The organism is Pseudoalteromonas sp. A25 (assembly GCF_009176705.1).
GTDB lineage: Bacteria > Pseudomonadota > Gammaproteobacteria > Enterobacterales > Alteromonadaceae > Pseudoalteromonas.
Genome location: NZ_AP021846.1, coordinates 2,782,085 through 2,804,365 on the forward strand (window position 1 = coordinate 2,782,085; position 22,281 = coordinate 2,804,365).

General features: G+C 42.8%; 14 protein-coding genes and 15 tRNA genes. 14 read left to right on the forward strand and 15 right to left on the reverse strand.

The annotated features are described in order from the left end of the window. Positions 1-93: 93 nt before the first annotated feature. Entirely contained in the window at positions 94-633 is a 540-nt protein-coding gene (locus GDK41_RS11890) for a cytochrome b (RefSeq protein ID WP_152086618.1), read from the forward strand. Between the two features lie 65 nt (positions 634-698). On the opposite strand, the gene GDK41_RS11895 is transcribed toward GDK41_RS11890, so the two are convergent. Next, positions 699-2,306: a cyanophycinase gene (locus tag GDK41_RS11895; protein ID WP_232056456.1), complete on the reverse strand. Its 1,608-nt coding sequence runs from the start codon at positions 2,304-2,306 to the stop codon at positions 699-701. A gap of 437 nt (positions 2,307-2,743) precedes the next feature. On the opposite strand from GDK41_RS11895, the gene GDK41_RS11900 reads away from it, so the two are divergent. From GDK41_RS11900 to iadA, 3 genes are all read left to right on the forward strand, one after another. Beyond that, positions 2,744-5,671 carry a TonB-dependent receptor domain-containing protein gene (locus tag GDK41_RS11900; RefSeq protein ID WP_152086619.1) on the forward strand — a complete coding sequence of 976 codons (2,928 nt, stop codon included), beginning with the start codon at positions 2,744-2,746 and terminating at the stop codon, positions 5,669-5,671. Between the two features lie 138 nt (positions 5,672-5,809). Then, positions 5,810-7,219 carry a putative basic amino acid antiporter YfcC gene (gene yfcC, locus GDK41_RS11905; protein WP_152086620.1) on the forward strand — a complete coding sequence of 470 codons (1,410 nt, stop codon included), beginning with the start codon at positions 5,810-5,812 and terminating at the stop codon, positions 7,217-7,219. 12 nt (positions 7,220-7,231) lie between these two features. Further along, the gene (gene iadA, locus GDK41_RS11910; RefSeq protein ID WP_152086621.1) at positions 7,232-8,398 is read left to right on the forward strand and encodes a beta-aspartyl-peptidase; all 1,167 of its coding nucleotides are present in this window, start codon (positions 7,232-7,234) and stop codon (positions 8,396-8,398) included. 121 nt (positions 8,399-8,519) lie between these two features. On the opposite strand, the gene GDK41_RS11915 is transcribed toward iadA, so the two are convergent. From GDK41_RS11915 to GDK41_RS11955, 9 genes are all read right to left on the reverse strand, one after another. After that, positions 8,520-10,121 carry a methyl-accepting chemotaxis protein gene (locus tag GDK41_RS11915; protein ID WP_152086622.1) on the reverse strand — a complete coding sequence of 534 codons (1,602 nt, stop codon included), beginning with the start codon at positions 10,119-10,121 and terminating at the stop codon, positions 8,520-8,522. A 224-nt stretch (positions 10,122-10,345) separates the two neighbouring features. After that, positions 10,346-10,421 (reverse strand) — tRNA-Glu (locus tag GDK41_RS11920). A 73-nt stretch (positions 10,422-10,494) separates the two neighbouring features. Continuing rightward, positions 10,495-10,570 (reverse strand) — tRNA-Glu (locus GDK41_RS11925). Between the two features lie 211 nt (positions 10,571-10,781). Beyond that, positions 10,782-10,857 (reverse strand) — tRNA-Glu (locus GDK41_RS11930). A 71-nt stretch (positions 10,858-10,928) separates the two neighbouring features. Next, positions 10,929-11,004 (reverse strand) — tRNA-Glu (locus tag GDK41_RS11935). A gap of 73 nt (positions 11,005-11,077) precedes the next feature. Continuing rightward, a tRNA-Glu gene (locus tag GDK41_RS11940) sits at positions 11,078-11,153 on the reverse strand. Between the two features lie 73 nt (positions 11,154-11,226). Then, positions 11,227-11,302: transfer RNA gene (locus GDK41_RS11945), tRNA-Glu, on the reverse strand. 238 nt (positions 11,303-11,540) lie between these two features. Continuing rightward, positions 11,541-11,616 (reverse strand) — tRNA-Glu (locus GDK41_RS11950). A gap of 37 nt (positions 11,617-11,653) precedes the next feature. Then, a tRNA-Ala gene (locus GDK41_RS11955) sits at positions 11,654-11,729 on the reverse strand. Between the two features lie 579 nt (positions 11,730-12,308). Between GDK41_RS11955 and GDK41_RS11960 the strand changes: the two genes are divergently transcribed. From GDK41_RS11960 to GDK41_RS11995, 8 genes are all read left to right on the forward strand, one after another. Continuing rightward, positions 12,309-12,384: transfer RNA gene (locus tag GDK41_RS11960), tRNA-Val, on the forward strand. A gap of 102 nt (positions 12,385-12,486) precedes the next feature. After that, positions 12,487-12,562 (forward strand) — tRNA-Val (locus GDK41_RS11965). 16 nt (positions 12,563-12,578) lie between these two features. Beyond that, positions 12,579-12,654, forward strand: a tRNA-Val gene (locus GDK41_RS11970). A gap of 215 nt (positions 12,655-12,869) precedes the next feature. Then, a tRNA-Val gene (locus GDK41_RS11975) sits at positions 12,870-12,945 on the forward strand. Between the two features lie 16 nt (positions 12,946-12,961). Then, a tRNA-Val gene (locus tag GDK41_RS11980) sits at positions 12,962-13,037 on the forward strand. 33 nt (positions 13,038-13,070) lie between these two features. Beyond that, positions 13,071-13,146 (forward strand) — tRNA-Val (locus GDK41_RS11985). Between the two features lie 281 nt (positions 13,147-13,427). Then, positions 13,428-13,503: transfer RNA gene (locus tag GDK41_RS11990), tRNA-Val, on the forward strand. 440 nt (positions 13,504-13,943) lie between these two features. After that, positions 13,944-15,575, forward strand: a complete 1,632-nt coding sequence (locus GDK41_RS11995) for a tetratricopeptide repeat-containing response regulator (RefSeq protein WP_152086623.1) — start codon at positions 13,944-13,946, stop codon at positions 15,573-15,575. Here the strand turns inward: GDK41_RS11995 and msrB are convergent. Together msrB and GDK41_RS12005 are read right to left on the reverse strand one after the other, a co-directional pair. Next, a complete protein-coding gene (msrB, locus tag GDK41_RS12000) occupies positions 15,572-16,018 on the reverse strand; it encodes a peptide-methionine (R)-S-oxide reductase MsrB (RefSeq protein ID WP_152086624.1) in 447 nt (148 codons plus the stop codon). The genes GDK41_RS11995 and msrB overlap by 4 nt on opposite strands. A gap of 22 nt (positions 16,019-16,040) precedes the next feature. Continuing rightward, positions 16,041-16,526 (reverse strand): DUF2919 domain-containing protein, encoded by a 486-nt coding sequence (locus tag GDK41_RS12005; protein ID WP_152087582.1) that lies wholly within the window; start codon positions 16,524-16,526, stop codon positions 16,041-16,043. A gap of 287 nt (positions 16,527-16,813) precedes the next feature. Here GDK41_RS12005 and GDK41_RS12010 point away from each other — a divergent pair, with 287 nt between their 5' ends. Continuing rightward, entirely contained in the window at positions 16,814-17,239 is a 426-nt protein-coding gene (locus tag GDK41_RS12010) for a GNAT family N-acetyltransferase (protein WP_152086625.1), read from the forward strand. 23 nt (positions 17,240-17,262) lie between these two features. Here GDK41_RS12010 and GDK41_RS12015 read toward each other — a convergent pair whose 3' ends face one another. Further along, on the reverse strand, positions 17,263-18,072 hold the full coding sequence (locus GDK41_RS12015) for a helix-turn-helix domain-containing protein (protein WP_152086626.1): 810 nt from the start codon (positions 18,070-18,072) through the stop codon (positions 17,263-17,265). Positions 18,073-18,167: 95 nt separating this feature from the next. Between GDK41_RS12015 and GDK41_RS12020 the strand changes: the two genes are divergently transcribed. After that, positions 18,168-19,400, forward strand: coding sequence for a hypothetical protein (locus GDK41_RS12020; RefSeq protein ID WP_152086627.1), 1,233 nt, complete (start codon positions 18,168-18,170; stop codon positions 19,398-19,400). Positions 19,401-19,449: 49 nt separating this feature from the next. Here GDK41_RS12020 and ligA read toward each other — a convergent pair whose 3' ends face one another. Continuing rightward, positions 19,450-21,468, reverse strand: coding sequence for an NAD-dependent DNA ligase LigA (gene ligA / locus GDK41_RS12025; protein ID WP_152086628.1), 2,019 nt, complete (start codon positions 21,466-21,468; stop codon positions 19,450-19,452). Positions 21,469-21,544: 76 nt separating this feature from the next. Continuing rightward, a complete protein-coding gene (gene zipA, locus GDK41_RS12030) occupies positions 21,545-22,276 on the reverse strand; it encodes a cell division protein ZipA (protein WP_152086629.1) in 732 nt (243 codons plus the stop codon). Positions 22,277-22,281 lie beyond the last annotated feature (5 nt).

Genomic DNA, 22,281 nt, shown 5'->3' on the forward strand with positions numbered 1-22,281 from the left:
ATCCCAAAATGAGCGATTTCATCACTGAAGTGTTGGCTCATACCCAATTGCTCTTTAACTTATGCGCTACGCAAGTTTAAGGAGCAAGTTATTATGAACCAACACACTTTAGGTACCACAACCCGTTTACTACATTGGCTAGTAGGACTGACCATGTTAAGTCTTATTACTATCGGCTTTTATATGGTTAACCTTGAAGCATGGGGGCTATACCCTATTCACAAATCTCTTGGCGTATTAGCTTTACTGCTCATATTACCCCGAGCTATTCATCGTGTTAGGCAGGGCTTTCCCAAACCTGTGGCCGAGATGTCGGTGACCATGCAAAAGCTCTCGCACGGTGCGCATTGGTTACTATTACTCGGTACCCTTTTGATGCCAATAAGCGGTATGCTTTATTCTGGGTTTGGCGGTTATGGTATTGATATATTTGGTTTGATTTTGGTTCATGAAAACATCGTCAACGATGAAGTAGTGGCGATTAATGACCACATATTTATCGTTGCCAAAAATGCACACAGTCTGATTGGCTACGCTTTGAGCGCCCTTATCGTTGCACATATTGGCGCTGCCGTTAAACACCATACTATTGATAAAGATGCCACGCTCAGAAGAATGCTAGGTAAAGCATAACTAACCTTAAGTAGCTCAATTACACCATCTAACTGGCAGGCCTTTCTGGCCTGCCTAATTTATTACTACTTATTGTTTAAAAAGCTTATTTTTAAGTTCTCTATCGCACAACCAAACTGGCTTTTGTTCACCCGCATAAAGCGTGTGTGCTCATCCGCTTGAAAAGTAAAATAAAACTCGCCATGTAGCGCTTGGGCTTGTTTTTGCTTGGCCAAGCACATCGCTTGGGTCAACGAGCGTAACTTCGCGTCATCTAAAATATTAGCAAATCGCTGCTTAGGCAACGCGGGTATTTTGATATCTGGTAACGCGTTGTGCACAGTGCGCTCATTCAGTACAAAGCCTTGCTGTTTTTGTTCAATTTGCGCACCGCTTGGCCAGTAAGAGTAGCTAAATTGTTGCTTTGACAGCGACTTTATATGCACCACACCATGTTTGCCGACCACTGTCATAACTTGTCCTGATGAAGAGTTAATAACCGCTAGTGCCGTTGTTTCATCTACACCAAAGCCATATGGCTGGCTTGTCTCATTTAATAAGACTGCTAGTCGCAGGGTACGGTTTCGTTCGCTGAAGTGCGTATCTAAAATGCCCAAGCTAAAGGAGCCAAGCCCTCCTGCACTTTGATATGTAAGGGCATCTACCGATAGCCCCTGCTTGCAATCTTCAACGCATCTAGCACTGGGTGCAGCTTGGGCAAATGCCCCGTCTTTTAACGCCAACTCACTGCTGCCATTACTGATCATCGTCACTTGACCAAACTGATTTTTACCGCCACTTTGCACTGCAGTGCCTGCACTTGTACCAATTAACAAAGGCCGGTTTAATATCGCTTGAGTCCAAGGATACGCTTGCCCCTTATCATCGAACATTACTTGTCTTGTTAGGCTCTGATCTCCCCCGTTGAACATAACCCCAGTACTTTGCTCTATCATTTTAACAAGGTGCGTCACGCCTTTTTCGCATAACTCTTGCTCGGCAGCAATGCGGTCACCATAGATATTTTCACGGTTGTATAGCTGCATAGTTTGTTGGCGTATTTCATCTAGCTTATTACACTGGCCTGTGGTGATAGCTTTTGCAAGGGCTGGAGTAAGCGCTAACCACTGAGCTTGCTCTACCGTTTGACTAAGTAACCCTTCATAAAAATCAGCTGATTCATACGGGTCTCGACTTGATGCGGTAACGGCAAGTAGGCTAGGATTTTGCTGTGCTACTCCAGCGGAGGCCTTTATAAAATTGACAATATCATTACTAGCACCCTCACGATTACTTTGAATGTTCACTTGTTCTTTGATACGACTTCCCTGCTTATTCAAGATTGGCTTTTCGAGCATATCTAGAACAAAATAATACTCAAGATCAGTCAATTGGCTTAACAGCGCGTTATCAACATCACGCCACAGCCAAAGCAACGTCTTTTTATTCACTGCGCTTGAATGCTGCTTAGCTATTTTTGTAAGCACTGCGTTCACTTTATTTTTACGCTGCAGATTTGTACTTGGCCAAAGCGTAAGAATACGCGCTATGGTTTTAGCATCTACTTTAAATTGATTGGCTGACTTACCCTTTGGGATACCTTTTTTATTGCAATTTTCAGGATTTAAACTGGAACAAGTCGTCAATGCTCCGCCAATTAATATCAATGTTTGCGATTTTTCATTTGCAGTCATTTTCGCCGAAAAAGAAGCTAAAAGCAGAAAAAACGGCCACAAAAATCTTGTTTTAAAGTTATCGGATATAACCTTGTGAATTCTAAACATCACGTTCTCACTCATGTTGAGGTTAAAAAAAGTGCTTGCAGACACAATTATGCCTTGCTATAAAAAAAAGGAACTTTAAAACGCGAGTAAGCTAGCACTGACCGGTTAGCTTTGTCAAAAACCTATTTGGATTGGAATTATGTTTAAAAAAGCAACATCGCTTTGTACATATTTCTACTCTCCTCACTACCTTTCGGAGTGGTTTGACGAGTAGCCAACACCTCACAACTCATTGTTTTGTGAGGGGCTGTTTGTGTTCATCCATCACTGCCCTGCCTGAATAACCATAATAATCGAGTTTTTGGCACACTTGCGCCTGCTCGTTAAAGACATAAAGGTAATCCGTCATGTTTCGTCGATTAACTATTGCAACGGCAGTAAGTACTTTACTGTGCCCAGTTGCAAGCGTGTATGCACAGCAAAGTAACGAATTAGATAACATTGAAAGAGTAGAAATTACAGGCTCACGTATCAAAGGCGTTGATCTTGAAGGCAGCGTCCCCCTAACTGTTTTAGATCAACAAAGTATCAAACAATCTGGTGCCAACACCATTTATGAGTTACTCAAAGACCTCTCAGTTTTAAAAGGCGGTACGGGCACTTTCTCAACGTCTGAAAGTGGTGGTACATCAACATCAACACCAGCTGGGCAGTCAGCCGCGAGCCTTCGTGGCATGGGGCCGTCATCAACACTCACTTTAATAAACTCACGCCGCGTTGCACCTAGCTCGTTTGCAGCGGGCACCGAAAACTTTGTTGATATCAACGCTATTCCTCTTGCAGCCATTGAGCGAATTGAGATTTTGGCAACTGGTGCATCCGCCGTATACGGTGCGGACGCAGTGGCTGGAGTGATAAACTATATACTCAAAGATGATTATAACGGCGCTGAACTTAACGCTTCGTTCTCAGACAGCACAGCAAGCCATGATGAGAGTAAGAAACAAATAAACTTTTTGTATGGCACACAAATTGGTGATAGCCACTTAAGTGTGTTTGCAGATATCTACGATAGAAACGCATTTAAGGCCGCAGATCGAGACTTTAGCGCTTCACCAAACTTAGCCAGTGCCTATTCGTACCTGCCTACACTCGAAAACTCACCCAATATTTATTATTACAGCAGTCGTGATGACAATGAATTACCAGCGCCTAATTGCCAAACAGCGCTCGTTACTACCGAATATGGTGAGCAAATATGCGCGTATTACGCAAATCAGCATGATTATTTAGAGACCCCTTTCGAAAGTCTCTCTACGGGCTTTATGTTTAACAGTACCTTAGCTGGCCTTGACTGGCACACTGACTTTTTTTATAGCCAAACTAAGTCTCAAGCCTACTCTTCTCCTGCCCCGATCAATCAGCTAAATGATAGCGATGGCCCATATATTCTCGAAGATGCATTGTTTATTTATGACCAAGCTGATGGTAGTAACCCCTTGTTAGATAAGTTGTATATTGATCCTTTTAACACACAAAGCGGCCGCGAAGTATATGGTTTTGCTTTTGATGCACGTTTTAACGACCCAAGAACTGTTGAAGTAGAGACTAATAACTTTCGTTTGGTGAGTACACTTGAGGGTGAATTAAATGACTGGAACTGGGAGTCAGGTATCACCCTTTCTAGGTCACGTTCTAAGCAACAAGCCATTGCAGGAGTCTATAATCGCTATCAATTTCATGCTGCGATTACTGGTGAACTCTGCTCCGATGGCTCTCTCGCCAACTTCAGCGATAACGCATTAAGTTGCCAAGCAGGGCAACTACTGCCGTTTTATAACCCTTTTGTACAAAATGACGTCAACAACGATGCAATACTTGCCAAAACACAAGCGCGCCCAACGCGTGATGGCGAAAGTACCGTTTATGGCTGGGATGCCAATATCAGTGGTGAGCTGTTCACTTTTAATGACCTACCCGCTTACGCGTCATTTGGTATTGAAGCCCGTAAAGAAGAACTCACGGATATTCCTTCTGCTAACTCACAAGCAAGAGCAGATAATGATTACTTAGTTGATGTGTTTGGCTTTGGCTCTAGTCTCTCTAGTGCTAAACGCACTCAATATGCCGCATTTGCCGAGCTCAATGTCTCAGTCACCGAGCAAATTGAACTACAACTGGCTGGTCGCTACGATCATTACGATGATTTTGGCAGCACCTTCAACCCTAAAATTGGTGTGAGTTACCGCCCGTCCGATTCACTCATTTTAAGGGGGTCTTGGTCAACTTCGTTCAGAGCGCCTTCTCTCACGCAAGCAGGCGTAAAGCTTAGAACCACTCAATCTTCATTTGATTGTGGCACCAACCAAGCCGTTTCAAATCTCTATTGCATGGGTGATGGAACACAAGTGAGTGTTAACTCTCTTGAGCTCGGCAATCCTAACTTAAACGCTGAAGAGTCCGAAGCACTTAGTATTGGTCTTGCTTGGAGCCCAAGTATAGATACCAACTTAACCATTGATTACTGGCACTTTGATCACGAGCAAGTGATTGATACTAACATGACTGCTGTACTAGATAGAGCAATGACGGATGCTAGCTTACGTCACTGTGGATTAGTACCTGATGGACAGCAAGGGATCTCCTACGAAGCTCAATTATGTGAAGTGACAGACAGCAGCGGCCTGACAATAGAGCAACAAGGTGCAGATCTACCGCAAATTCTCGATGCCTATATTACGGCCTTTGAGCCAAGAGAAGATGAGTATTACTTGCCACTGTATCGCGACCACGTTATTCCTTTAGAAAATACCGGAACACAAACGCTTTCGGGCATTGATTTTAAGCTAGATCATCGCTTCCACGTTGCCTCGGGCCAACTAACTGTATCTTTTAACGGTACTCACTATTTAAAGTTTGACCGTAATAAACCTGGTTCAGACTCTCTCGAGAAACTTGTTGGCAGTTATCAGTATCCTAAAAACATTGTCCGTACCTCCTTAGACTGGAGTATGAACAATTACTACATCACCTTAGGAGCCAATTACACCAGTAGCTACGAAGATGATATCGAAGGCTTGCGAGGTCGTGAAATAGATGAGCTAGAAGACTTAAACATGCTCAATAGCGAGGGTAAACGTAACGTCGATAGTTGGCTGGTTTGGGATTTATCCGCAGGCATAGACCTTAACGATAATTTCACCCTCAGAGCGCGCATTGATAATGTGTTTGATAAAGAGCCACCACGAGTATTTGGCTCACGCCGTGGCTTTGACTCTATCAATCACAACGCATTCGGGCAGCGCGTTACACTCAGTGCAACTTATCGTTTCTAATTGGTTTATGCCATAAATCAGTTTGCAACCTAACCAAGTTCGTAGTGGCTTTGCTCATGAGTGCTTAAGCCACTACGCTATCTATATTGATTGGGTAGTCAATTTTGCTATCCAATAACTCGCACATGAAGTGATCATATGAAAAATAAAAATTTTACTATGCCCGATGCCAGTATCATTTTGCTGGCCGTAGCATTACTTGCCTATGTCGCCTCTTTGTTGATAACACCTGGTAAATTTAACGCACCAAAGCAAAGCCATGCAGTTGCGCTGTCTGAGTATCAAGCAGTTGAAGGTGTGTCGCCTTTACCTGTATTTGCTCAAAACGGTGAGATAGGGCTTGCCAATGTACTGTTCGAGGGCTTGGTTGCTGGTGATAAATACGGCGCCACTATTGGCGTAATGGCGTTTATTCTCATAACTGGTGGAGCATTTGGCATCATCATGAAAACAGGTGCCATTAACAATGGCATTATGGCGCTAATCAATAAAACGCAGCGTATTGAGTGGTTGTTTATTCCTTTACTATTTTGTCTCTTCTCACTCGGTGGGGCCGTATTTGGTATGGGCGAAGAAGCCATTGCGTTTTGTATTGTATTGCTCCCCATCATGAAACAGCTTGGTTATGATGCCAAAGTAACGGTACTTACAACTTATGTAGCTACGCAAATTGGCTTTGCAACATCGTGGATGAACCCATTTAGCATCGCCATCGCGCAATCTATAGCAGAAATCCCCGTATTCTCGGGCGCAAACTTCAGAATGTGTGCTTGGCTGGTATTTACTCTTTTTGGTTTGATTTTTACCGTACGTTACGCCATCTCAGTTAAGCAAACCTCATCAAATACTCAGCAACAAAATACCTTACCTACCGCCCTTGGTACCGCTGATAAAGCAATCTTACTCACCTTTGTGTCTGGTATCGGCTGGGTTGTTTGGGGTGTGATGGCGAAGCAGTATTATATTCCAGAACTCGCGGCACAGTTTTTTTGTCTTGGTTTAGCAAGCGCCATTATCGCTATTATCTTTAACAAACTGAGCGCCAACGACTGTGCAGAGGCATTTAAACAAGGTGCGCAAGACTTGCTTCCCGCTGCTATGCTGGTAGCGCTAGCAAAAGGGGTGGTATTGCTACTGGGGGGAAGCGATCTTAATTCGCCATCCGTTTTAAATACGCTTTTATATCACAGTGCAAGTAGCATTGCCTCGGTACCCGACTTTATTGCCGCTTGGGGCATGTTACTTTTTCAAAGCTTGTTCAACTTCTTTGTTTCATCTGGTTCTGGTCAGGCGGCCATCACTATGCCGCTTATGGCGCCATTGGGCGACTTGCTTAACATATCAAGACAAATTGTGGTACTGGCTTTTCAACTGGGCGATGGTTTAACCAACATTTTTATTCCTACATCAGCAAGCCTGATTGGCTGCCTTGGCATCGTAAAATTAGATTGGGGCGAGTGGGCTGCGTTTATCTGGCGATTTACACTGGCGTTGTTTGCACTTGCCAGTGCTTTTATTTTTGTCGCATATTTCATTAACTACCAATAAAAAGAGCTTTATATGTTAACGCTTATTCAAGGAGCAAGTTTATACACTCCAACTTATCAGGGCACCAAGGATGTGTTACTAGCAGGCTCAAAGGTCATAGATATTCAGTCGCACATTGAGCTAGAAACGAGTACTTCGGTTAAAAAAATTAACGCCTGCGAGTATATCCTTGCACCTGGGTTTGTTGATTCTTTGGTACATATTACTGGTGGCGGTGGTGAAGCAGGTTTTGCAAGCCGTACACCAGAAATGAATTTAACCGATGCTACTTTGTCTGGCATTACAACAGTAATTGGCGCATTGGGCACAGACTCTAGTAGCCGCACTCTTAGCAATCTGATAGCCAAAGCCAAAGGGCTAAAAGAACAAGGTCTAAACGTATTTTGTCATACTGGGTCTTATCACTTACCCGCCAAAACCTTAACAGGCAGTATTACTGACGACTTAATGTATATCGAAGAGTTTGTTGGGGTTGGAGAGGTTGCAATCTCTGATCATCGCAGTAGCCAACCTACCACGCAGCAATTGGCCCAGCTTGCAGCTGAAGCCAAAGTGGCTGGTATGCTAAGTGGCAAAAGCGGCATAGTGAGTGTGCATGTTGGACCTCAAAAAAGCCATTTAGCTTTGCTACATGAAGTGGCAAACAGCACAGATATTAACCTTTGCACGTTTTACCCCACTCACATGAATCGCAATAAAGCGCTTTTGGACTCTGGTATTCAGTTTTGCAATGCCGGTGGCACTATCGATTTTACAGCGAGTACGACCCAATATGACCTTGAGCATGGCGAATATTCTGCCGCTCAAGCGCTAGCCTATTGTATCAATCAAGGAGTTAACCCAGCACAACTAACTATTAGCTCTGATGGTCATGCAAGCTTACCGATTTTTGACCAACAGCTAAATCTAGTAGGCCTAGAGATCGGTAAAGAAGACTCCTTGCACCATGCATTTGTTCAAGCTGTAAAAGAATTTAATGTATCAATCGAACACGCGCTAATGGCAATTACAAGCAACCCCGCAAATGTACTTGGTATTGAAAAGGGACATATCAGCGTAAATTGTGATGCTGACTTAGTGCTATTAGATAAAAACACTTTGTTACCTAACTACGTATGGAGTAATGGCATTTTAATGGTTGAAAACAGTACGCCAATAGTAAAAGGTATGTTTGAGTAATATAATATTGAGCCCTGTAACTTTTTGGGCTCAATGTCTCATATTTCTTTTGCTTAGTTATCGCTCTGAGTGGTTAAAAAACCTGAGGTCATTTTAATCCTTTACGCATGTTCTCATCGCTTTAAGGTGATAACGTGTTATTTCTACAATGAAACTTTCCAATAAATTGGTTAACCAAGCTTTCTTGATCCTGCAGTGAGTTTTGTGTTGCTGTTACCGAGCTTAAGCTGCGAGCCGCACTTTGCAAAGAATCATCAGCAAGCTGTGAAATGCTGACCGCGTTCTGATTGAGCTCATTTGAAACATCAGACATTTCTTCTGCAGAAGTTGCGATTTGATAACTGAGACTAGAAATATCGTTCACAATGTTTGTGATCGAATCCAAACTAGCTTTCGTTCCTTGGGCTTTTTCAACACAGCTAGCGGACTTAGCTACACCATTTTTAATAGCCGCTACGGCATTTTCTGTACGCAGCTTTAGGTCTGCTACTATCTGATCGATTTCTTTGGTTGATTCTTGCGTGCGCTGTGCAAGCGCCCTAACTTCATCGGCTACCACAGCAAAGCCTCTGCCTTGCTCTCCAGCCCTGGCAGCTTCAATAGCTGCATTTAGCGCAAGTAAATTAGTTTGCTCAGATATAGAGCGGATCACATCAACTACACTACCGATATTAGCAGTTTGGGCGTTTAGCTCTTCGATATCACTTTGAGTTTTTAGTAATTCGTCACAAAGTTGGTCATTGTTGGCAATATTCTCTTCTACCGCATGATTACCCGCAGCCACTGAGGTAAGCGCTTTTTCTGTTTGCTCTGCCGCCCCTGAGGTATTGCCCGCAACCTCTGAGATACTTTGTGTCATTTGGTTAAGTGCAGTGGCCAGAGAGCCAGTTTGCGCTTGCTGAGAGTTTAACAACTCTGAACTACATTCACATTCAGTCGCCATGTGCATGGCGTCGCTTTTTACCGTATCGCACGCATCTTTTACACGACCCAATACAGCCCTAAGCTCCCCCTCCCTAGCTAATAACGCCAGCTCTATGGCACTAATATCATTTACTTTATTTAAATATATTTTTTGCATCAGCGGATTATTACAAACTAGCTTCGCTTTTTCACTTAACTGACGAACAGGTTTTAACCGCCAATGTGTAATAGCCAAAGTGCCCGCTAGCAATATAGTCTCAAATATATATAGCCAAGGTGTTGGCAGGTACATGACAAGAAGTGTCAATAAGTAAAAAATACAAATAATAGCTATCATTTGTGACGATAAAGACCAAGAGTATCTCGCCAGCTTTTGAGCTGACACGCCTTGATTTAGCTGCTGATAAACTTTCTCTGCACGAGCCACCACCTCTCTATTAGGCTTGGTTCGCACCGATTGATATTCTATGGTTTTGCCTGCGCTATCTGTTATCGGCGTAACGTATGCGTTAACCCAATAATGGTCGCCATTTTTACAACGATTTTTGACCATACCCATCCATGACTTTCCTGAACCAATATAGCTCCACAAATCTTCAAATGCTGCTTTAGGCATCGTTGGATGGCGAACAACATTATGAGGCTGACCGACTAGCTCATTCAGATCATACCCTGCCACTTCACAAAAATGATGATTTGCGTAAGTGATCTTCCCCGTTGGATCTGTAGTAGACAACAGATTGAAGTGCGACGGATAATCGTTTTCTTTATTTGTATAATCCTGCTGACCATTGCGCATTATTTTTTCTCTTTAAGATAAAAATGCAATGATAAATTATTAGTTTTGTAATGGTTTGAGAATAGTTCCCTAAAATTTGTTTGCGATCAACGCAACAAACAATTTGTATAAAAAGCAAACAGAGAAATAGAAAGTTAGGATAGAGGCTAAAGTTAGGGTAGAAAATAAAATAGACTAGTTTTTTATAAAATAGCTTAAATGGATAGAATGACATACAGAAGAAATGGCGTCCCCTAGGGGATTCGAACCCCTGTTACCGCCGTGAAAGGGCGGTGTCCTAGGCCTCTAGACGAAGGGGACACAGAATGTGTCAATAGGACTGGCTATTTTAACTCGCACCATATGAGTTTTTTGTACTTCACCTAAAGTAAAGTGGCGTCCCCTAGGGGATTCGAACCCCTGTTACCGCCGTGAAAGGGCGGTGTCCTAGGCCTCTAGACGAAGGGGACGCAGAAATTGGTTTGCAAATCACTGATTTGCTATTTCTGCGTTAGATGAGGCCGAGCCTGCGAGGCGAATGGCCTTATTATCTTTTGCAGAAATTAGTTTGAGTATCGAAGATGCTCTTAGTGAGTATCTAGGTGCTCATTCCTGTGTCACTAGGACTGGCTGTTTTAACTCGCACCATATGAGTTTTTTTGTACTTCACTTAAAGTAAAGTGGCGTCCCCTAGGGGATTCGAACCCCTGTTACCGCCGTGAAAGGGCGGTGTCCTAGGCCTCTAGACGAAGGGGACACTGAATGTGTCACTAGGACTGGCTGTTTTAACTCGCACCATATGAGTTTTTTACTCTACCTTAAGTAAAGTGGCGTCCCCTAGGGGATTCGAACCCCTGTTACCGCCGTGAAAGGGCGGTGTCCTAGGCCTCTAGACGAAGGGGACACAGAATGTGTCACTAGGACTGGCTATTTTAACTCGCACCATATGAGCTTTTTTTACTTTACCTTAAGTAAAGTGGCGTCCCCTAGGGGATTCGAACCCCTGTTACCGCCGTGAAAGGGCGGTGTCCTAGGCCTCTAGACGAAGGGGACACAAAATGTGTCACTAGGACTGGCTATTTCAACTCGCACCATATGAGTTTTTTGTACTTCACCTAAAGTAAAGTGGCGTCCCCTAGGGGATTCGAACCCCTGTTACCGCCGTGAAAGGGCGGTGTCCTAGGCCTCTAGACGAAGGGGACGCAGAAATTGCTTTGCAAATCACTGATTTGCTATTTCTGCGTTAGATGAGACCGAGCCTGCGAGGCGAATGGCCTTATTATCTTTTGCAGAAATTGGTTTGAGTATCGAAGATGCTCTTAGTGAGTATCTAGATGCTCATTTCTGTGTCACTAGGACTGGCTGTTTTGACTCGCACCATATGAGATTTAATTTTACAAGCTACTCGAGAACTTGCAAAAACATCACTTAAAAATTAAGTGGCGTCCCCTAGGGGATTCGAACCCCTGTTACCGCCGTGAAAGGGCGGTGTCCTAGGCCTCTAGACGAAGGGGACACTAAAATGTGTTCTAGGACAATGCACTAATAAGAAATGGTGGAGCTATGCGGGATCGAACCGCAGACCTCTTCGCTGCCAGCGAAGCGCTCTCCCAGCTGAGCTATAGCCCCATTCCTTAACGAACCTAGCAAACAAAACTGTTTAACCGTATCGCTGAGTGCGGGGCGCATTCTATGCAGGCCCACAAACAAAGTCAACAATTTTTAGTGAACTTTTTACTAGGCGTTTTAAAAAACGTCAATTAGGCGACAATATAAACAAAAAACACCTTAACCACAATAAAAACCCTTGTTTTTGCTCAAAAAAGAACCGCCCTGCTAAATGAAGTAAACCATTTATTGCCTTCCCAAAAAATACAAATACCCCCTAAGCCACATCTTTACTTTTGAACAATCACTCACCACCTTACAGCGAATTGATATAGAGCTACCCTAATATCAAAAATAAACTTAGCTTAGCTGCAAACAAACGGCTCCCCTACCCTAAACCCCTTAGCAGTTCGTAAAAAAGTCATGCAGGCTTCTAATTTTAGATCTCGTATATAATGAAGGGTTATCTATATTTGGCGATAAAAACCGCACCTAAACTAAATTTGTAACTTCAAGTATTGACACTATTTCAAGTCTCCCTATAATAGCGCTCCACAACAACGCAGCAAACACTGTAACGTTGTTAGTAAATTTAGATATGGGTCGTTAGCTCAGTTGGGAGAGCATCGCCCTTACAAGGCGAGGGTCACTGGTTCAAGTCCAGTACGACCCACCACTTTTAAGTGGTAAATTGGAAGAGCATCGCCGCCCTTCTTAACGAAAGGCGAAGATAACTGGTAAATCCAGTCTCATCCACCATTATCTAAGGTTCTATATTGGGTCGTTAGCTCAGTTGGGAGAGCATCGCCCTTACAAGGCGAGGGTCACTGGTTCAAGTCCAGTACGACCCACCATGTAGAACACAGCTTAGGGTGATTAGCTCAGTTGGGAGAGCATCGCCCTTACAAGGCGAGGGTCACTGGTTCAAGTCCAGTATCACCCACCACTTTCTTAAGTGGGCAATTTGGGAGAGCATCGCCGCCCTTCATAACGAAAGGCGAAGATAACTGGTTAAGTCCAGTATCACCCACCACTTTATTAAGTGGAAAATTTGGGAGAGCATCGCCGCCCTTCATAACGAAAGGCGAAGATAACTGGTTAAATCCAGTATCACCCACCACTTTCTTAAGTTCTATAACTTAGAAAGTCAAATATCTAAATGGGTCGTTAGCTCAGTTGGGAGAGCATCGCCCTTACAAGGCGAGGGTCACTGGTTCAAGTCCAGTACGACCCACCATTTAGATACTCTTTGCGGGTCGTTAGCTCAGTTGGGAGAGCATCGCCCTTACAAGGCGAGGGTCACTGGTTCAAGTCCAGTACGACCCACCATTAATTTGGTAAACGTAAAGAACTGATTACTTGGGGTCGTTAGCTCAGTTGGGAGAGCATCGCCCTTACAAGGCGAGGGTCACTGGTTCAAGTCCAGTACGACCCACCATGTAATCAAAAACATAGTGGAGTGCATCGCCACCTTTTATTAGGCAAAGGCGAGACTGGTTCAAATCAAGCGCAACCCACCATGTAATCAAAAACATAGTGGAGTGCATCGCCACCTTTTATTAGGCAAAGGCGAGACTGGTTCAAATCAAGCGCAACCCACCATGTAATCAAAAACATTGTGGAGTGCATCGCCACCTTTTATTAGGCAAAGGCGAGACTGGTTCAAATCAAGCGCAACCCACCATGTAAAAAAATATTGAAGAGTTTCCAAATATATGTGGGTGATTAGCTCAGTTGGGAGAGCATCGCCCTTACAAGGCGAGGGTCACTGGTTCAAGTCCAGTATCACCCACCACATATCTAACTTACCAACCCTACCTAGCACATATTAACAATATCTAGTTCAAGTCAATAGACGATAACCGTCACCTTAAACAAACATAGATTGATGATAGCCTCACTGCTAATTTATTTTATTTAACTCAAGCTCGGTTGTCGGTTGCTACACTTAATACCAATTTTATTAATACATTGATCATTCTAGCGAGCTAAATAACTCATTAACTGCGTTAAATCTTTCTCATGTAGAATAACTACATAGCGAAATATTTGCCTTGTTACTAAGCCATTTATCTGTCGCAATATCTGATCACCAATTTAATGCAATTGGTATAACTTCTTTTAAAACCAGTACTTTTGGGTCATTTATTTTTGTCATACAGCGCTAAACATTTTAAATCTTTGTATAAACGACTAAACTTGAGACAAGCTAATTATTAGAAGTAAATATATTTCGTGAGTATTCAATCCTTTGTAAATACAAAAATTTTAATTGTTGAAGAGCAAGCTCTTGCACTTAGTTATATGAAGCGCTCTTTAGAACAATTAAGCTTTCGTGATATACAATTCGCAGATAATGCGGTTGTTGCAAAGGAGCTATGCAAAATACATAATTTTGAGCTTATCATTTGTTCTTTTGACCTTACCAACGGCCAAGACGGTTATCAGCTGTACGAAGAGCTAAAACATAGAAAGTTGATCCGCAAAACGACTGCATTCATTTTTGTATCTGCAGAAGCAAGCCCTGGAGTTGTACACAGTATTTTAGAGCTCAACCCTGATGAGTTTTTAGTAAAGCCATTTTCTATCAAAGAACTCAAAACACGTATAGACAGAGTACTCAAACGAAAACACTCACTTAAAAACATTTATGCTTTAATAGACGATGGTAATGACTCTAAAGCTTTAAAGCTGATAGACGATACCTTAGACAAACAAGACCATGCATACAGCCCTATTTTACTCAAGTTAAAGGGCGATATTCTGATCAGGCTCAAACGCATTAATGATGCAAAACACTTTTATAAATCTGCGCTAGAGCTGCAAAAGTTCACATGGGCAAAAATAGGCCTCATCGAGGCATTAATTTTAAATAATGAAGACACGTTAGCCCAGCGTATGCTTGCAAGTATGATAGAGCAACCCGAAACTAGATTGGTCGCGTTAGACTTACTGGGCAAGTTAGAGATAAAGCTCAATATGCTAGAGCAAGCGCAAGAAAGACTACAAGAAGCATCAGAAATAGCCCCCAGAAATATTGATAGGCAAAGATCATTGGGCCGTATCGCCTCATTAAATCATGATTATGAATCTAGTTACAACGCGATGAAAGAAGTCGCGCATTATGCAAAAAACTCAATTCATGATGGCCCCGATGTTTACCTTAACGCAGTCAGGGCCGGTATCGACTTTGCCTTAACAACCGATCAAAGCGACCAAATTCACAGGATCACACGTCAGAGCCAACAATATCTTGGTGATTTAAAAAAACAGTTCCCTGACGCCAATAACCAAGCACAAATAGATGTTTTACATGCCCGCATACATTATCTCAAAGATGAAAACAAAATGGCGCGACAACTCATTGAGCAATTAGACGATGAACCAACTATACGTTCAGTTGACGCTGCGCTAGATAAAGCAAAAGCTTTTCACGAACTCGGATTTCAGAACAAAGCACAAGCATTATTCACGCAAATTATCGACCACTGTAAACATCATAAGCAGGTAAGTGATCCTATTACCATGCGCTATATTGAACAACAACAAAAAGAGCGTAACGACATTACCATGGGTCCTAAGGAGCTTAACAATCATGCCGTTACTCAGTTTAAGCGTGGACAATTAGAAGTCGCAATGGAAGCATTTACTCAGGCGTTTAGGATCATGCCCAAAAACACCAGTATTGCACTAAATTTACTTCAGTGCATGTTAGATCATACGGGAAAAAGTGGTGGTACTTTCAACTCAGCTCTTGCAAAAAAGTGTTATAAAACGCTTAGCACTGCGCCCTTAGATGCCGAGCAACATCAGCGATTTGCCAAGCTGTTAGCTCATATGCAAGAGCTCGGTTTATCTTTAGATTAGCGCTCAAGTTTCGTCATAGACAGCGCGTTCACACAATAGCGTAAGCCACTCGGTGGTGGACCATCAGGAAAAACATGGCCCAAGTGCGCATCACAAACGTTACAGACAATTTCAATACGTTGCATCCCAGCTGAGTTATCAGCAATGTACGCAATTGCATTGCTTTGCACTGGCTGTGTGAATGAAGGCCAACCCGAGCCACTTTCAAACTTTTCTTGCGCATCAAAAAGTAAATTATCACAACATACACATTTGTATTTTCCAGGTTCAAACAAACTGCAGCTTGCATTACTAAAAGGCCTCTCAGTGCCCTTCTTACGAGTGATATAAAAAACGTCTTCATTAAGCTCACTCTGCCACTGCTCTAGGCTCTTTTCCACTCGGTGTTCAGGCTTAGGCGTGCCATTATTGGCAAAGTTTAAAATATCTGTCCATTTCAACATAACTATTCCTCAGCTGAAAAGTTTAACTAGATTTGCTGTTACTTTCTGGTTCAGGCCAATCATTAAAAAAATAGCTTAAGTACTTACTTTTCAATAAATATAGAATGACCCATAGCAAGAGTACCATTTGTACCGCAATAAACATCGAAAATTGATAATGGCTTTGCGCTGCCTGCATAACTAGCCAAGAAAAATCAGCTATCGCAGTGATTAATAATGGCCAGCGCATGAACCGCCAATACTTAGCCAGTTTCACCGAGCTTGATGGTCGACGCAAAGAGAACAAAATAGTCGGAACAATCGCAATAGCCCCAATACCCAAAGCAACAAAAAAGTGGGTTTTAGATTCAAAAAACATCGACATTAAATCTAAATCAGGTCGCCTAGCTACAGCAGAAAATATCCACAATAAGTAAGCTCTCAAAAGTACTACGAGTGTTAAATTAAATCCAATCGGTGTGCGATACACACCATATTTATCCCAATACTCTGGGCCATACTGCCTCATTAGCTTACTCCAAGCAAAACATGAATTTGGCATTACGCTTATCCATAACTTAACGCCATTAGCTAACCTTATTGCGCTTAGCCCTAAAACTGATTAATAACTAAATAGCGACAACATTATCATTATTCAACCATATACCTGCGTTATTTATCTTTGTGAGTATAAAAATTAATTAACATCACGATAGGCAAAACACTTTCAGTCGTTGCGACTTAACTATGCTCTATAGTATAAATGTGCATTACACCACGCTCACCACACGAACATTGTGTTATCAGGATAATAATTTGAAGATTGAACTTTCAACCTCCCCTAGCCAAGCTCAGTTAAATGCAATAAGCCAAGGGATTGCCAATTTTAATGCTAAGTACCTCAGTAATGAAAACGCACATAACACAGGACTACAATGTGTGATCACCGTGCAAGATGAAAACAACAAAATTATTGGCGGCTTACAAGCCTGTGTAATTTGGAGCTATTGTATTTTAGAGCTTTTATGGTTAGATGATGAGATCCGAGGGCGTGGTATAGGCACAAAACTTATGCTGCAGCTAGAAGCCTTTGCCAAAAAGCATGACCTCTACCAAATCCGCACCGAAACATTAGACTTTCAGGCCAAACCATTTTATGAAAAACTTGGCTACAGGGTTTATGGTGAACTTGAAAATACCCCCCCAGGACATATCAGTTACTTTCTAGTTAAACAACTATGAGCTGTTATATAACCCGTTTAGTATCAAACCTTTAGTTTAGCGCACATGCTTGGCGTTAAACCAAAGCACTTTTTAAATTGTCTATTCATATGACTTTGATCTGCAAAACCACATTCAAGCGCAACCTGTGAAAGTGCCAATCCAGAATCTATCATTTGCCTCGCTTTGCTTAACCGCCTTAAGGTCAAGTAATGATAAGGCGTCGTGCCATATAACGCCCGAAAATCTCTCGTGATCTGCCACTTACTATAGTTTGCAATACTGGCCAGTAGGTCAAGACTAAAGTCGTTATGGGTATTGATTTTACTCGCAAGTTCGTCGTCTATATACTCTCTGACCAATCTGATTGCTTCGTAGTTTGCTAAGGTGTGTTTGATACTATTGTTGGCGGCACGCTGCAAACCCAGAGCAAAACTGTATAGTAGGTCTTGATACTCAAGAGTGTCTAATGGTCGCTCAAAATCCGACAATAAAGCTTTAGCTAACGACACCAATTCAGCCTTCTTTGTGACCACAGGCGCAAAAAATGGCAAACTAGCGCCTTGCAGTATTTCCTGTATTGCAACAGGATCTATACTCATTCCCCTGTAAGAAAAGCCACTGGCGAACAACGCTTGTCCATCATGCAGCTCATCAGGATGTAGTATGATCACTTCACCCGCAGCCGCATGATGTAATTGACCTAAATAATTAAAACTCTGCACCCCTGAGGTGGTGTAGGCTAGAGCGTAAGTCGCGTGTTTATGTGGAGCATAAGAAAAGCCACACAGATATTCTTCGATACGACCGGTACCGTCATTCGCGCGTCTTACCCAACTTTCATTTTTTGCCATTTACGCCTACTCCCATCAAAACAAAGCGCAATATCGTTCAATTAATAAAACGCCGCTACTGCTACTATAACGCAAAACTTACATCGGAGTGATATATGCAACCACGGTACCTTCTAAAACTCTACCAGCTATTTGCACTTGTGTGCTTACTCGCCCTACTCGCTGGCTGCCAAGCCAAAGGCATCATAAATTTACAAAGCGGTAATGCGCTTGCATCACAGCAATGGCAAGGAAGCAGTGATACATTCACGTTACCATTTGACTGGCATGATGGTCATATCATTATAGAAATGCGCATAAACAACTCATCGAACTTAAGATTTGCGCTTGACTCAGCAGCATCAGCAACGGTGCTGTTTGAAACCGAACGAACTAATCAAATAAAGCTCGATATAGAAGGTCAACTTGAACTGAACGGCAAACAAATCAACATCGTTAACAACACCCAAATTACAGTCGGTAATATCCAGCTATCCGATTTAACTTTAGTACATGTGCCACTCGAGCAGAATCCGCTATTTGATGACTTACAAAGTGCTTATTTTGATGGTGCTATTGGCTACGATATCTTTAATCATTACAACGTAACCATTCACTATGCTGAGCAGTTTATTACCTTCTCAAAGCATCAAGATACCGCTATTAGCAGTTTAAGTTGGCAACAATACCCACTCTTTATCCATAGCAGAATCCCTTATATAAAAGCGAATTTAGCAGAGCAAAAGAATAGCAAGGCGACTTATAAGTTTGTTGTTGATACAGGTGCACCTGATTACATCTACTTGAATGAGAATTTAGCAGAGGGCTTTTCTTTCCCCAATGCAGTATTTCACAGCCAATTCGAAAATTTTGACGGCATTCAGACAATAGAAACAGGCCGTATCGGCCAATTTGAACTATTTGGTGAAAGCTTTAATAATATTAGCGCGCATCATTTGCCAAAATTAGAAGACGAACATGGTGTTGGCTTGATTGGCAGTGCTTTGTTACGTAATTTTGATATTCATTTTAACTATCAACAAGGCTATATCGCAGTGCGAAAAGGTAAAAAGTTTAGCGACGACTCTTTTATCGACCGCAGCGGTTTAGTAATTGAGCCTCATAAACTTGGCGCGATAGTGAAACAAATAGACGACAAATCAGACGCATCAAAACTGGCTATCCAAAGTGGGACTATTATCACCCACATTAACAATCAAGCAATTACGACAAATAACTTTGATAAGTTGAGGCTACAGCTGAGCCAAGAAAAACCGTCGGTTAATGTGTGCTGGCTAGCAAACAGCAATAAAAAATGTGCCGATGTTAGGCTATATAACCGAATTTAATTTAACTAATGGCGCGGCTTAATACGCCGCGCTTAATTAAACACCAAACCTACTCATGCTCTGCAAGTAATGCAATAAGCGCCTCTTCATCCAGCACATCAACCCCCAGCTCTTGTGCTTTAGTTAGCTTAGAACCGGCCTTTTCACCCGCAACCAATGCATGCGTGTTTTTTGATACACTGCCAGACACTTTCGCACCTAATGCTTGTAATCTCGCTTTAGCATCGTTGCGATTGAGCTGACTCAAGGTGCCAGTTAATACATAAGTTAAACCTGCAAGCGGCTGCTGTTGCTCAGATTTTTTCTCTATTTGCGGCCAATTTAAGCCAACTTCAAGTAATGCATTCACCACTTCTTGATTGTGCGGTTCAGCAAAAAATGCGTGTAAATGTTTGGCTACAATCACACCTACATCACTGACTTCTTGTAATGCGTCAACAGATGCTGCCATCACGTTTTCCAGCGTCATGAAATGATTAGCTAAGTTTTGTGCTGTTGCTTCACCCACTTCTCGAATACCCAACGCGTACAAGAACTTTGCTAAAGTAGTTGCTTTTGCCGCCTCCAACGCTTCTACCAAGTTTTTGGCCGATTTCGGTCCCATACGTTCAAGCGATTCGAAGTGACCTTGTTTGAGAATAAACAAATCGGCTGGTGTATGAATGAGTTCTCGGTCAACCAACTGCTCGACAATCTTATCTCCTAGACCATCAATATCCAGCGCTTTACGAGATGCAAAGTGTTTAATGGCTTGTTTACGCTGAGCCTGACAAACTAAGCCGCCAGTACATCGGGTAACGGCTTCCCCTTCCACTCGTTCAACATGCGATTCACACACTGGACACACACTTGGAAATTCAATCTCTTTAGCATCGTCAGGTCTGCGCTCTAGCACCACCTGTGTTACCTGCGGGATCACATCGCCTGCGCGGCGTACAATTACCGTATCACCAATTTTTACGCCAAGGCGCTCTATTTCATCGCGGTTGTGTAACGTGGCATTAGACACTGTTACACCACCCACAAATACAGGCTCTAAACGTGCTACGGGTGTGATTGCTCCTGTTCGGCCAACTTGAAATTCCACATCTAATAGTTGGGTAATTTCTTCTTGTGCCGGAAATTTAAACGCTATCGCCCAACGTGGGGCTCTGGCCACAAAGCCGAGCTGTTCTTGATATGCCTTGTTGTTAACTTTGATCACCACGCCATCAATTTCATAAGCCAAGTCAGCGCGACGTTCAAGAATATCGCTATAATACGCCAGCACGTTTTGCGTTCCGGTTACCAAACGGGTTTCAGGGCACATCGGAAAGCCCCATTCGGTGAGCTTTTTGAGTTGGGCAAAGTGTTCATCGGGTAATTCAACGCCCTGTACAACACCGAGCGAGTAGGCATAAAACATCAACGGCCGCTTTGCGGTAATCTTAGAGTCAAGCTGACGCAAGCTTCCCGCAGCAGCATTTCTAGGGTTAGCAAAGGTTTTCTCTCCTTTAGCCGCTGCCGTTTCGTTCAAACGTGTAAAGCCCGCGCTATCCATAAATACCTCGCCGCGTACTTCCAGCTCTTGCGGAATGTCATCGCCACGTAAACGCAGAGGAATATTACGAATCGTTTTTACATTTTCTGTTATGTTTTCACCAACTTGACCATCACCACGGGTTGCCGCTTGTACCAGCACGCCGTCGCGATACAAAATTGATACTGCTAAGCCATCAAGCTTTGGCTCACAACAAAATGCCAATTCCTCAGACGTTAATAAACGTTCTTTTATTCGACGATTAAAGGCACTGAACTCTGCTTCATCAAAAGCGTTATCCAACGATAACATCGGCACTTGGTGTTGAACTTGCTCAAACTTACCAAGCGCTTCTCCGCCTACTTTTTGTGACGGTGAGTCTGGCGTAAGTAGCTCTGGGTGCGCTGTTTCAAGGGCGATAAGTTCACGCATTAAGCGGTCATACTCAGCATCAGGTACGGATGGATTATCCATCACATAGTACTGATAATTGTACTCTTCTAGCTGCGCTCTTAAGCTTAGAATTTGGCTATTTATTGACTCTGACATTACTACCTCTAAAACAGAAAAGCCACGAACATAACACTCAGTTCGTGGCTTAAATTAATTCATTAAAAGCGTGGACTTAAGAAAACTCACGTACCTTTTCAACATAAGCGCGCACTGTATTTACACTCAGTGGCTCTCGATTACTATCAAGTACCGTTGCACCAAATTCATCGGCTAATTTTTTAGCTGCACCATGGAGCATGTTAAACGCAGCTAGGCCATCGCCATCACAAGGTAAAGTCATAAATAAACTAATACCTGCAGTACTAAATTGTTCCATGTTATCAATATCAAACGTACCCGGGTTAAACATATTTACCAATCTAAACAGTACCGCCCCATTTCCAGATGGCTCAACATGGCGATTAAAGAACCCTTCTTCTGAGTATTTAAAACCGAGACTCAATACCGAGGGCAATAAACGAGAACCTGCCATGCTTAATCCTTCGGGCATCTCAATATGCAAAATAATGAAGTCTTGCGGTTGCGCTGCTTGCTCATTATCAGTGTCGCTGGCATGTGGTTCAGGCTCAGAGGCTGGCTCAACAACTGCGTCCACGTCGTCTACCTTATGGTGGGGCTCATCGTCAGTGGCAGCAAAGCTCAATTCGCCAATGTCGGGCTCATCGTCATGCAATACGTGCGCAGTGCTGTGCTCATCATTAGACTCTGTCGTATCTGGCCGATGTTTTGCGGGCGTTTGTTCATCACCACCTTTTTTACGTACTGACCAAAGTCCATGGATCAGCAATCCACCAATCACAATTGCGCTGATCACGATTAACGCCCATCTTAATTCTGTGGCCATCACTC